The organism is Sulfuriflexus sp. (assembly GCF_032250955.1).
In the GTDB taxonomy this organism is placed as follows: domain Bacteria; phylum Pseudomonadota; class Gammaproteobacteria; order AKS1; family AKS1; genus Sulfuriflexus.
The window spans coordinates 1-13295 of the sequence record NZ_JAVVES010000026.1 but is presented as its reverse complement, the minus strand read 5'-3'; the positions used below and the strand labels follow the sequence as shown (position 1 = coordinate 13295).

Here is a 13295-nt window from a genome sequence, read left to right as displayed (position 1 = left end):
ATCCGGTTGAAGATTTTTTCCTGCCCGCCGGCAATATTCGGCCGCATTTATCCTGAACCGATTGTGTGATTGATATACGGCAGGCACAAAAAAAGGGCCGGTAAGCACCGGCCCTTTTTGTTTACTTCACGTCAGGCTTATTTCTTGCTGTCACGCTCGAGGGCTTCCTTGATCACTACGTCAGCCACATTCTTCGGACACGGCATGTAATGCAGGAATTCCATGGAGAACTGGCCACGGCCAGAGGTCATGGTACGCAGGTCACCGATGTAACCGAACATCTCTGACAGCGGGCACTCGGCCTTGATGCGAACACCGGTAGGGCCCGGCTCCTGGGACTTGATCATGCCACGGCGACGGTTCAGGTCACCGATAACATCACCAACATTATCGTCCGGCGTGAATACGTCCACCTTCATGATCGGCTCCATCAACTGTGGGCCGGCCTTCGGCATGGTTTCACGGTAGGCAGCGCGGGCAGCAATTTCGTAGGCAATGGCCGAGGAGTCAACCGCGTGGAAGGCACCATCCATCAGGATAACCTTGAAGTCCAGGCACGGGTAGCCGGCGAGGACGCCCTTATCCATGCTGGTTTTGAAGCCCTTTTCAACGGCTGGCCAGAACTCGCGTGGCACGTTACCACCGGTAACCTTGGATTCAAATTCGTAGCCGCTGCCGGGTTCTCCGGGCTCGATCACATATTCAATCTTCGCGAACTGACCCGAACCACCAGATTGCTTTTTGTGGGTGTAGCTGTCTTCAATCCGTTTGGTAATGGTTTCACGGTAGGCCACCTGCGGCTTGCCGACCACCACTTCCACACCATGCGTACGCTTGAGGATGTCGACCTTGATATCCAGGTGCAGCTCGCCCATGCCCTTGAGGATGGTCTCGCCGCTTTCTTCGTCGGTCTCAACGCGGAAGGAAGGATCTTCCTGCACCATCTTGCCGATAGCGATACCGAGCTTTTCAGATGCGGCCTTGTCTTTCGGTGCAACCGCAATCGAGATAACGGGCTCCGGGAAAACCATTGGCTCAAGGGTGCCGGGGTGTTTCGGATCACACAGGGTGTGACCGGTCTGTACGCTCTTCATGCCGATGAAGGCAACAATGTCACCGGCAGTACAACCGTCCAGCTCATTACGGTCATTGGCGTGCATTTCCACGATACGGCCAATACGTTCGGTCTTGCCGGTGAAGGTGTTCAGTATCGAGTCACCCTTATTCAGCTTGCCGGAGTAAACACGCACAAAGGTCAGGGAGCCAAAACGGTCATCCATGATCTTGAAGGCGAGGGCGCGGAACGGCTCGCTTGCATCAACAACGGCAAACTTGCCGGTTTCGTTACCTTCTTCATCGGTAAGTGGCTGTGGCTTGACCTCGGTCGGGTTCGGCAGGTAGTCCACCACCGCATCCAGAACCAGCTGAATACCCTTGTTCTTGAAGGCTGAACCACAGTAAGTCGGGAAGAAGTCCAGCGCGATGGTGCCCTTGCGAATGCAGCGCTTGAGATCATCAATCGAAGGTTCTTCACCTTCGAGGTATTTTTCCATCAGGTCATCGTCTTGCTCAACGGCGGTTTCGATGAGTTGCTCACGCCATTCTTCGACCTTGTCGACCATGTCGGCCGGAACATCTTCAACCGTGAAGTTTTCCGGCAGGCCGGTGTCATCCCAGATGTAGGCCTTGCGAGTGAGCAGGTCAACGACGCCGCTAAAGTCGTCTTCAATCCCGATTGGCAGCACCATCACCAGCGGGTTGGCCGCGAGCACTGTCTTTACCTGGTCAACCACGCGATAGAAGTCACCGCCCATGCGGTCGAGTTTGTTGACGAAGATGACGCGTGCCACTTCAGATTCGTTGGCATAGCGCCAGTTGGTTTCAGACTGCGGCTCGACACCACCGGAGGCACAGAATACACCGACACCACCATCGAGCACCTTCAGGGAACGGTATACTTCAATGGTGAAGTCCACGTGTCCCGGGGTATCAATGATGTTCATGCGATGGCCATTCCACTCACAGGTAGTGGCAGCAGACTGAATCGTGATTCCGCGCTCGGCCTCCTGTTCCATGAAGTCAGTTGTGGCTTCACCATCGTGCACTTCACCGGTCTTGTGAATCTTGCCGGTCAGTTTGAGAATACGTTCCGTGGTCGTGGTTTTACCGGCATCCACGTGCGCGAAAATACCTATGTTTCTGTATTTGGTTAAATCAGTCATGACTCTACTCTGTGGTTAATCTCAATATATTTAAATGCGGCATCCAGACCACGGCCAACTCTATTTGCCAGGGGTGCTAAATTTGCAAAGGATAATCTGCAAAGAATTAAAGGATTCAGCGGCGCGCATTATATGCTAAAGAGGGCGGCATGTGTATGAGATTCCGGCTTTTTTGAGCCAAATCGGTCAAATTCATGCAATTTACGGCTCCCGGGCCGAAAGAACCCGACCCGGCGGGGAGATGTATCGGTCAAAAACGGCATTTTCGCATAAAAAATTGCAACCTCATCGCATTCTTTAACAAAAAACCCGGTTAAGCGCGCCCACACAATCCTGCCCGACCGTCTATAAACAAACCCAAACCTGGGCAGGGCCTGCTATCGGGGCACAGGGTCCTGGCAGGACAATAGGCAGTGATCCCTATGTGAGTCCTTCGCCGCATCCAGCTATCCTGCAGGCTACATGCCACAGGAAACAAGATGCCCGCGCCCATTCTGCCCGTCAATTCGATTATGCATACAGGCCGGTGATGAGGCGAAGAGGTTTTCTGCTCAGGGTCGGCAAAATGCTGCTGGCATTGACTCCCCCGGGGCCGGTCAGGCAGGTCTTCGCAGATATGCAACAGAGCAGCCATACCACAGCAAAGGATGCCGGGCAGATAACGTTATTCTTGTGCGGTGATGTCATGACCGGGCGGGGCATTGACCAGATATTACCCCATCCGGGGACGCCGAAACTCTATGAGCCTTACGTAAAAAATGCCCTTACCTATGTGAAACTGGCGGAAACCCTGAATGGCCCGATCCCCAGGCCGGTCGACTTTGCCTATATATGGGGCGAGGCCCTGCAGGAACTGGAGCGTCTACAACCCGATCGGCGCATTATCAACCTTGAGACGGCGGTCACGACTAGCGAACAGTACTGGCGGGGCAAGGGGATCCATTACAAGATGCACCCGCAAAATTTTCCCTGCCTCACGGCGGCGAAGATCGATTGCTGTGTGCTGGCCAACAATCATGTCCTCGACTGGGACTACCCGGGGCTGGCAGAGACGTTGCAGACCCTGCAGGCAGCGCACATAAGCACGGCAGGCGCAGGCGAGGATATAGAGACGGCTCAGGTGCCTGCCATCATGCCGGTAAACGGCAAGGGCAGGGTGCTCGTGTATTCTTTCGGGCATGAATCGAGCGGGGTCACCGCGAACTGGGCTGCGACTAAAGATCGGCCTGGCGTCAATCGTCTGAACGATTTCTCCTCGGCGACCCTCGCGCAGCTTGCCGGGCAAATTCGCCAACGGAAACAAGCGGGCGATATTGTGGTGATGTCCATCCACTGGGGTGGTAACTGGGGCTATGCGATCCCCGCCGAGCAGACACACTTTGCCCATGGCCTGATCGACGAGGCAGGTGTGGATATCCTCTACTGTCATTCCTCGCATCACCCGAAAGGCATCGAGGTCTACAAACACAAGCCGGTTTTTTATGGCTGCGGCGATTTCCTTAATGACTATGAAGGCATCAGCGGACATGAAGCGTTCCGCGGTGAGCTGGCCCTGATGTATTTCCCGAGTATGGACGCGGTGACCGGCAGGCTCACTCGTCTGCACATGGTTCCTACCCAGACCCGCCGCTTTCGCATCCAGCGGGCCACCCGCGAAGACGCGACATGGTTAAGGGACATGCTGAATCGGGAGGGCAAAAAGCTCGGCACCCGGGTGGCATTGAATGATGACCAGACCCTGGACCTGTACTGGTAAGGTTTATTACCGTTCCCGGTTTGCTGCATCAATAAAGCTCAAATGTGATTTAGTTCCTTTTGTTCGAGATGTTTATTGTTATTGTCATTGCCTTGCCGCGAGAAAACTACGTATGGACCTGGCGGGAAATGGAGCCTAGTATGGATTTAACAGGGAACCGCGTTTAAGTGTTTTTTAGAAGCCGTCTCAATAACAAATATGTGCCGGTAACAATACCTGCCGGCATCTTCAAACATGAACACTAGACAAGAACAAGAGGGATAAGCATGTTTTATTTTCGTAAAGTACAACGTTTATGCGGCAGTATCCTGGCCGTGATGTTATTGAGCATGAGCCTTAATTCCGTCAGTTATGCCGGGCTCGTCACTACACCGGATCTGGTCGGCGAGCAGCAGCTCGTGCTCGAGCGTGAACAGGTTCAGGCATGGCTGGCAAAAGATGAAGTACGCGAGCAACTCGTCGGCATGAATGTTGATATCGAGGCCGCCCAGCTACGCGTTGATAATATGACCACGGAAGAACTGCGAGTGATGGCCGCGAATATGCATAATATGCCTGCGGGCGCGGGTGTTCTCGAGGCCGTGGTCCTGGTGCTGTTGATTTTCATCTTACTCGATGTTGCCGGCGTCACGGATATCTTTCCCGGGATCTGACGGACAGCCTGTTCATGCAATTGAGTTACCGGGCCACCTGCAGAGCAGCAGGTGGTCTTTTCATATTATTACTCTTAACCGCCTGTGCCGTGACGCCACAAAGCGAGCAGTTGTTACACCCGGTGGCAGAGGATTTTGCCACACCGGTTGAACTGACCGATACCCCCTTCTTTCCGCAGACGCGATACCAGTGCGGTCCAGCCGCACTCGCGACCTTGCTGCAAGCCGCAGGCGTCGATATTCGTCCTGAACAGCTAACTTCGCAAATCTATATCCCGGACCGCCAGGGCAGCCTGCAAATCGAGTTACTGGCTGCCACCCGCGGGCAGGGCCTGATCCCCTATGTACTTCCCCCGCGGCTGGATGCGGTCCTGCATGAGCTGCGTCACGGCCGGCCGGTGCTGGTATTACAAAACCAGGGGCTGAGCTGGTACCCCGCCTGGCACTATGCCGTGTTAATCGGCTATAACCTGCAGAAACAGACACTCCTGTTACGCTCCGGTACGAGCCGGCGTTACGAGATCAAGATACAAACCTTTGAGAGAACCTGGCAGCGTGGCCGGCACTGGGCCCTGATTGCCTTGCCGCCCGGCCAGCTCCCGGCGCGCCCCGAGGCGTGGCGTTACCTCAAGGCAATCATGGGTTTTGAGGAATTAAAAAACTGGTCCGTGTTGAACCGGGCCTATGCCGCCGGACTCAGGCAATGGCCGGCCAGTCGTGAACTGCATATGGGCGCCGGCAACGCCCGCTTTGCGCAGGGCGACATGCAGAAAGCCGGGCAGCATTTCCGGGCGGTGACGGTGGCACACGCTGATTATGCCCCGGCACACAATAACCTGGCGCAGGTGCTGGCCAGACAAGGCGATTTCAAACAGGCGCTCCTGCACGTGCAGCGGGCGCTTGAACTTGGTGGTCCTCACCGCGCCGAGTACCAGGCCACACTCAGTGAAATCCAGGCCATGCTGGCCGGGCAACCGAAATGATTGGCAATGACACGGGCGGCTGAATTCCCCCTATCCTAAAGCCTGCATGAGTGTGCTAGGTTAAGGCTTTCTTTTGGTCATGGTTCAGCAAGGAGAGCAAGCATGGTGGAACTCAATATCAATGGCGAACGTCAAGATGTGGCCATGGAGTCTGATACCCCTTTACTCTGGGCCTTGCGCGACGGCCTGCAACTCACCGGCACCAGGTTTAGCTGCGGCATCGCGATCTGCGGCGCCTGCGTGGTGCTGGTAGATGGCAAGCCGGTGCGCAGCTGCGTGACGCCACTTTCGGCGGTGGCCGGCAAACAGATCACCACCATTGAAGGTTTATCGCCAGATCGCTCCCATCCCGTGCAGCAGGCCTGGATAGAGGAAGAAGTGCCGCAGTGCGGCTATTGCCAGTCCGGGCAGATATTGACGGCCGCGGCCCTGCTGGACCGTAACCCGGAGCCGAGCCAGGCCGATATCGAGGAGGCCATGGGCGAGGTGTTGTGCCGCTGTGGCACATACCCGCGTATCCGCACCGCGGTCATGAAGGCGGTGGAGTTGGCGGCCAGCAAGAACAAGGAGGTGTGACATGCAAGAAATCAAACTGACGCGGCGCGACTTTCTCAAAATCGGTCTCGCCAGCGGAGGTGGCCTGGTGATTGGCTTTTCCCTTGGCGGCTGCGAGCAGGAACCACCCCCGGCACCGGAACCTCCCTCACCACCTCCCACCCCGTTGCCCGGCGACGAAGCGGCCGCCGCACCGATCTCGTTTACGCCTAATGCCTGGCTTACGGTTCACCTCGATAACCGCGTCACCATCCGCGTCGGCAGCTCGGAAATGGGGCAGGGCACACTGACCGGCATCGCCATGCTAATCGCCGACGAGCTTGATGCCGACTGGTCCAGTGTACATGCCGAGCACGCGCCGGCAGACGAGGCCTTCACCAACCCGCTGCTTGGCCGTCAGCATACCGGGGGCAGCACCGCCATTCGCGGTTTCTGGAGCATTGCACGCAAAGCCGGCGCGACCGGCCGCGAGGTGTTATTGCAGGCCGCCGCGCGCACCTGGTTAGTCGACGTGAATGAATGCACGACGCGTAACGGCGAAGTCCTGCACGAGGCAAGCAAGCGCCGCCTGTCTTACGGGGCGCTGGCAGAAACCGCTGCCGAACTGCCTGTGCCGGATGCCGTGCTGCTCAAGGAACCGGATGAGTTTGTCCTGATTGGCAAGCCATTACCGCGACTCGATATCCCGGACAAGGTCAACGGGGTCACCGTGTTTGGCATGGATGTGCAGTTGCCCGGTTTGCTCACCGCTACCGTTGCCCGTTGCCCGGTACTCGGCGGCAGCGTCAAGTCGTTTGATGCCAGCAAGGCGCTCGCTGTGCCCGGCATTGTGCGCGTGGAGGCCATCAGCACTGGAGTCGCGGTGATCGCCGAACACTTCTGGGCCGCAAAGCAGGGACGCGATGCCCTCAGTATCGAGTGGGACACAGGCGATAATGCAGCACTCGACTCGGCCGCTATCGAGGCGCAGTTCAAGGCCGCTGTCGATAACGGCCTGGTCGAGCGTGACGATGGTGATGTCGCGGCGGTGCTGGCGAAACTGGATAACACGAAAACCCTGCAAGCGATCTATACCGTGCCCTACCAGGCGCATGCCTGCATGGAGCCGATGAACGCCACCGCCGACGTACGCGCCGATGGTTGTGATGTGTATGCGCCTACGCAGGGGCAGACGGTCACGCAAGAGACAGCCATGCGCATTACCGGCTTGTCGCGTGACAAGGTCAAGGTGCATACGACGTTTCTCGGTGGCGGTTTCGGCCGGCGCTCGGAAACTGATTTCATCGTTGACGCGGTGGAGTGTTCCAAACTGATGGGCCGGCCAGTGAAGGTCATCTGGACGCGGGAAGATGACACGATGCACGATCAGTACCGGCCCGCCACGTATAACGTCCTGCGCGGCGGCGTGGATGCCGATAACAGGATTGTCGCCTGGGAACACCGTATTGCCGGACCCTCCATCCTCGCGCGCGTAGCCCCGGAAAGTGCCGCCGAAGGGCATGACTGGTCGAGCACCGAGGGCGCAAAAAACATCCCCTACCAGATCGATAATATGCGCGTGACCTATGCCATGAGTAACACACCGGTGCCGGTTGGTTTCTGGCGTTCGGTGGGCAGTTCGCAAAATGCCTTTATTACCGAGTGCTTTTTTGACGAGCTCTGCCACCTCGCCGGGCAGGACCCGGTCATTGCACGGCTGGCCCTCATGGGTGAGCATCCGCGGCACGCCGCGGTGCTCGAACTGGCCGCGGAAAAGGCCGGCTGGGGAAAATCGCTGCCGGCAGGCGTGGCGCAGGGCGTGGCCGTCGCGGAATCCTTTGCCAGCTATGTGGCCCAGGTGGCGGAAGTCTCCATCGACAAGGGTCGGGTGCGGGTGCATCGGATCATTTGCGCGGTTGACTGCGGCATCAACGTCAACCCGAATACCATCCGCGCGCAAATGGAAGGCGGCATCGTCTATGCCCTGACCGCGACTCTCAAAGGGGCCATCACCATCGACAACGGCCAGGTTCAGCAAACCAACTTTGATGACTATCCGCTGCTACGGCTGGATGAATGCCCGGCGATCGAGGTGCACATCATCCATAGCGAGCAAAACCCCGGTGGCGTGGGTGAGCCCGGTGTGCCCCCGGCGGCCCCCGCCGTGGCGAATGCGGTCTTTGCCCTGACAGGTAAGCGCGTGCGCAGCCTGCCGATCCGGCTATCGGCCTGATGCTGTCAAACACCGATACCGAGGTCCTGCGCACGGCCATCGACTGGCTCGAGGCCGGCAGCGTCGTGACACTGGCCACCGTCGTGCGCACCTGGGGCTCATCACCCCGACGCCCGGGTGCCATGATGGCAATCCATGCCGAGGGCGGTTTTGTGGGCTCTGTCTCCGGCGGTTGTGTCGAGGACGATCTCGTGCAGCGGGTCCTGCGCGGGGATTTTGTACAGTCGTTACCGCAAGCGCTCGAATACGGCATCTCCAGCGGGGCGACCCGGCGGGTTGGTCTGCCGTGCGGCGGCCGTCTCGAGCTGGTGGTGGAAACGCTCGATACCCCGGCACAACTGCGCCAGGTCCTGGCGCGCATGGCAGCCGGTGAACGCATCCTGCGCCGCGTCTGCCTCAACACCGGCGAGACCAGCTTGCACGCGGCGGACACGGACACGCTGTTGCGCTTTGACGGCGACAACCTGCACAAGGTGTTTGGCCCGGCCTGGCGCCTGTTGATCATCGGTGCCGGTGAACTGGCGCGGCGCGTCGCCGAACTGTCACTGACACTTGATTACGCCGTCACCATCTGTGACCCGCGGCCCGAGTATGCCACTGGCTGGGAAGTGGACGGCGCGGCATTCGTGACCACGCCACCCGCCACCTGCATACAAGGGTTCGCGCCGGAAGCGCATACCGTGGTGCTGGCCCTCGCACACGCGCCGCCACTCGAAGACGAGGCCCTCGCCGCCGCGCTGAATACCGGGGCCTTTTATGTCGGCGCGCTGGGCTCGCGCAAGAACCAGCAGGCCCGACTACAGCGCCTGCAACGTATGGGCCTGGGTCAGGCGCAGCTCGCCAGGCTGCACGGCCCGGTCGGGCTCGACATCGGCAGCCGCACACCGGCCGAGATCGCCATCGCCATCACCGCGGCCCTGATCGAAGCACGTAACCAGGCCGCGCAAGCATTGCCGCAGGCCGGGGTTCAGCATGCCTGAGATAACCGGTGTTCTGCTGGCCGCCGGTGCCAGCAGCCGCTTTGGTGCCAACAAGCTGTTACACGAGATAGACGGTCAGCCACTCATCGCACACAGTGCCGCCGCACTGGCGCCCTGTGATCGTCGCATCGCCGTCGTGCGCGCGGACGACAAGGCCATGCAGGCCTGCCTGCAGACACTGGGCATTGAATGGGTAAGCAACCCGCAACCCGACAGGGGCATGGGGCATTCGATCGCCTGCGCGGTCAAGGCCAGTGCAGACAGTCACGGCTGGTGCCTGTTGCCGGCCGACATGCCGTATGTCAGTGCCGCCACCACGCAACAGCTTGTTGCTGCCCTGCATGCCGGGGCCGTGCTCGCCGCGCCTTTTTATCAGCAACAGCGCGGCCACCCGGTGGCATTCAGTGCGCGCTTTCACGAAGCCCTTGCCGGTCTCGACGGCGACAGCGGCGCCCGTGCTATCCTGCAGGCACAGCATGATCAGCTCGTGGTGATCCACAGCGACGATGCGGGCGTGTTGCATGATGTGGATACCGCCGGGGACCTGCGCACATGTTAAGAACCGTGAAAATATCATTTTTGTTACTGGCCCTGCTTGTCGGCCTGAATGTACTGACCATGTTTGCCGGCGTGCTGACCTATACGCGGCTTGGCGATGAAAAGGAAATAGCAAGACTGTCTTTCGTGGCAACTGGGAAGAACGCATACACTGCGACCTTTGAAAACCTGCTTGCCGGGAGCACACATGAATACCCGCTGTTCGGCGACCAATGGCAGGTTGATGTAAGGTTTCTGAAGCTTGCCCCGTGGGCAAATGTACTGGGTTTTGATGCGCGCTATAAGCTGGACAGGTTAAGTGGCCGTTATAAAAACATTGCCGAGCAGAATAACAATAAGAAATTATCCCATGCGCTCTCGGAAGCGGCGATAGCGGATCCCTTTGAGAAGGTTTATGAACACGGTTTCCTGTTCTTTTTCATTGATGCGGAATACGGTAACGCAACCTATCAGGACATAGATGCGAACAAGGTATATTCCGTATACCGGACGCAAACAGGGATTATCACCAGGCCTTATAAATCGGCGGCAAGCGAGGCACAGGGAAAAAGTGTCATGCATGCAGTCAAGCACTGGTTGCTGGAATAGGTAATACTTCTCATAGCGGCGCAGGCCGGCTGCAGGCTCCGGGCTAAAATGAATTTTCGTTACTGCCTGATGTCATAGCAGTTAATAATTACAAGCGTGACGGTTCATTTATTGCCTATGGATATCGGCCACATCATATTTATGTTTATAGTCATGCTGTTGCTGGCAGCAATGACTCATCCGCTGGCCGAAAAACTGCGGTTGCCCTTCAGCGCCCTGCTTCTGGTGATGGGGTTTCTGACATCACAACTCATCGAGGTACTGGAATTTGACACGGGGCTGCGCTGGTACCACTTTGAAGATCTGATCTTCAAGATCTTCCTGCCGTTGCTGATCTTCGAGTCGGCACTGAACATCAACAGCCGTGCACTGTTACGCAACCTTGCCACCGTGCTGGTGCTGGCCATTCCGGTTATGTTGCTGTCTGCCGGCATTATCGCGACTATTCTCTATTACGGCATCAATCATACCGGGTTTCCCTGGATCGCGGCCCTTGTCTGCGGGGCTCTGTTGTCCGCTACTGACCCGGTAGCCGTCCTGGATACGTTCAAGCGTTTCAAGGTATCAGAACGGCTCGGTGTGCTGATGGAAGGTGAAAGCCTGTTCAATGACGCCATCGCGATTGTCCTGTTCGGTCTGTTAATGAGCATCGCTATGGAACCGGCACAGCAGCCTGGCTGGTCGGAGCCGATCTGGTCTTTTCTGTATGTATTCTTCGGCGGGATTGCCTTTGGCCTGGTGCTGGGGCTGCTTGCCTTGCTGGCCTATCAATGGATGGGCAATGCGATCCTGTGCACCAGTGTCAGTCTCGCCTTTGCCTACCTGGCCTTTATCGGTGCCGAGGAATGGTTGCATGTATCAGGTGTGATGGCGGTATTGAGCTGTGGCCTGTGCCTCGGCTGGGTTGCCGAAAAAAACCCTGGAGAGGAAGGCAGGCACATGCTGTTTACCTGGCGCTTTCTGGCATTCATTGCCAATGCGTTTGTATTTTTGCTCGTCGGTCTGACGATCAACCTGAGCATGTTCAGCGACATGTGGCTGGGTATGTTGATCGGCATCCTCGCCGTGCTGGTGGCACGGGCCGTGGGTGTGTATAGCACCTTGCCCTGGTTGGGAAAACTGCCTGGCATTGCCCCCATCACCGGCAAACAACAGCTTATGGTTAACTGGGGCGGGCTGCGTGGCGTCGTCGCGGTTGCACTTGCCCTGTCACTGCCGCTTGAATTTGAGGCCTGGTATACGATCCAGTCCATTACCTATGGCGTGGTTTTGTTTTCCCTGTTAATCCAGGCACCGGCACTCTCCCCGCTGTTGAAATACATCAAGGGAGCATAAGGGAACAGACCATGCACCGGTGATCGACGAAGTGTTTTTACTCACCTTGTGTCGAGCCTGCGCCTGTCCCGCATACCAATGCGCATTGTTTGCTTGTATGATTATTCGAACAAGCCGATGCGCAGCCCGGCCTGCATAACATGAGCGTATCCGCTGGTCTGTAAACCGTTCGGGTTAATGCGACTCTTCACTAACCCATCACCCTCAGGGAGACATTGACACAATGAGCACAACGACAACCCCGGACTTATTCACCCCGATCACCCCTGGCGACCTGACCCTGCCCAATCGCATTGTCATGGCACCACTGACGCGCAACCGCGCCGCCATGCCGGGTAATGTGCCGCAGGCCATGAACGTCACCTATTATGCGCAGCGTGCCAGTGCCGGTCTCATCATCGCCGAGGCCACCCAGGTCTCACCGGAAGGGATCGGTTACCCGGCAACACCCGGCATCCACAGCGATGAACAGGTGCGGGGCTGGCAGCAGATAACCGGGGCCGTGCACGCGAAGGGCGGGCTTATGTTCCTGCAACTCTGGTACTGCGGCCGGATTTCCCACCCCGACCTGTTGCCCGATCAGCAGCAGCCCGTGTCGGCATCGGCGATCAAGCCCGCAGGCGAGGCCGTGACCTTCGAGGGCATGAAGCCCTACGTTGAACCCCGTGCCCTGCGCACCGAGGAAATCCCCGGCGTGGTCGCGCAATACCGCCATGCCGCCGCGCGTGCCAAAGAGGCCGGCTTCGACGGCGTCGAGATCCATGCCGCGAATGGCTACCTGCTGGACCAGTTCCTGCGCGATGGCAGCAACCGGCGTGACGACGAGTATGGCGGCAGCCTGGAAAACCGTAGCCGCCTGTTGCTCGAAGTACTCGCCGCCGTCCTGGAGAGCTGGCCGGCAGCCCGCGTCGGCGTGCGCATCTCCCCGGAAAACAGTTTCAATGACATGCACGACAGCGATCCCCAGGCGACCTTCAATTATGTCGCCAATGCCCTCAGCGGCAAGGGCCTTGGCTACCTGCACGTGGTGGAAGGCGACATGATGAAGGGCGAGGGCGTACTCGACTACCGGCAGATTCGTGAGCAGTTCGACGGCTACTACATGGCCAATAACGGCTATGACAAGGCGCGAGCCCAGGCCGCAATAGCGGCGAATGCCACCGACATGGTGTCATTCGGCAAGCCGTTCATCGCCAACCCGGACCTCGTCGAACGCTATCGACAGGATGCACCGTTGAATACCCCGGACCCCGAGACCTTTTACGGCGGTGACGAGAAAGGCTACATAGACTACCCGGCGCTGGATTGAATAACGGTTCTTATCATTTCAGCATTAAAAGCCGGAATGGGGTCCGTTATCCAGAGGAGCAAAATTTGGCTCTTCGGAAAAATTAGTGGGTAAAAATATAGCGAATTTGGAGCAATAGAGATAGTTTTCTGGAAATTGGAGGGT

General features: G+C 57.9%; 11 protein-coding genes. 10 read left to right on the top strand and 1 reads right to left on the bottom strand.

Translation table 11 applies throughout. The features are described 5' to 3' along the window. Positions 1-137 precede the first annotated feature (137 nt). On the bottom strand, positions 138-2222 hold the full coding sequence (gene fusA, locus RQ738_RS06565; protein ID WP_314163073.1) for an elongation factor G: 2085 nt from the start codon (positions 2220-2222) through the stop codon (positions 138-140). A gap of 565 nt (positions 2223-2787) precedes the next feature. On the opposite strand from fusA, the gene RQ738_RS06560 reads away from it, so the two are divergent. The 10 genes from RQ738_RS06560 (at position 2788) to RQ738_RS06515 (ending at position 13151) form a co-directional block, all read left to right on the top strand. Further along, the gene (locus RQ738_RS06560; RefSeq protein ID WP_314163072.1) at positions 2788-3978 is read left to right on the top strand and encodes a CapA family protein; all 1191 of its coding nucleotides are present in this window, start codon (positions 2788-2790) and stop codon (positions 3976-3978) included. A gap of 266 nt (positions 3979-4244) precedes the next feature. Then, positions 4245-4631, top strand: a complete 387-nt coding sequence (locus RQ738_RS06555; protein WP_314163064.1) for a PA2779 family protein — start codon at positions 4245-4247, stop codon at positions 4629-4631. 89 nt (positions 4632-4720) lie between these two features. Further along, positions 4721-5614, top strand: coding sequence for a PA2778 family cysteine peptidase (locus RQ738_RS06550; RefSeq protein WP_314163059.1), 894 nt, complete (start codon positions 4721-4723; stop codon positions 5612-5614). A gap of 102 nt (positions 5615-5716) precedes the next feature. Next, entirely contained in the window at positions 5717-6190 is a 474-nt protein-coding gene (locus tag RQ738_RS06545) for a (2Fe-2S)-binding protein (protein ID WP_314163052.1), read from the top strand. Between the two features lies 1 nt (position 6191). Beyond that, positions 6192-8381, top strand: a complete 2190-nt coding sequence (locus RQ738_RS06540; RefSeq protein WP_314163046.1) for a xanthine dehydrogenase family protein molybdopterin-binding subunit — start codon at positions 6192-6194, stop codon at positions 8379-8381. Beyond that, positions 8381-9361: an XdhC family protein gene (locus RQ738_RS06535; protein WP_314163040.1), complete on the top strand. Its 981-nt coding sequence runs from the start codon at positions 8381-8383 to the stop codon at positions 9359-9361. The genes RQ738_RS06540 and RQ738_RS06535 overlap by 1 nt, the downstream gene beginning before the upstream one ends. Continuing rightward, entirely contained in the window at positions 9354-9920 is a 567-nt protein-coding gene (locus tag RQ738_RS06530) for a nucleotidyltransferase family protein (protein WP_314163034.1), read from the top strand. The genes RQ738_RS06535 and RQ738_RS06530 overlap by 8 nt, the downstream gene beginning before the upstream one ends. 5 nt (positions 9921-9925) lie before the next feature. Then, a complete protein-coding gene (locus RQ738_RS06525; protein ID WP_314163030.1) occupies positions 9926-10507 on the top strand; it encodes a hypothetical protein in 582 nt (193 codons plus the stop codon). 141 nt (positions 10508-10648) lie between these two features. Continuing rightward, complete coding sequence (locus RQ738_RS06520; protein ID WP_314163028.1) at positions 10649-11842, top strand: sodium:proton antiporter; 1194 nt, start codon at positions 10649-10651, stop codon at positions 11840-11842. Between the two features lie 223 nt (positions 11843-12065). Next, complete coding sequence (locus RQ738_RS06515; RefSeq protein ID WP_314163017.1) at positions 12066-13151, top strand: alkene reductase; 1086 nt, start codon at positions 12066-12068, stop codon at positions 13149-13151. The last annotated feature ends 144 nt before the right edge of the window (positions 13152-13295 follow it).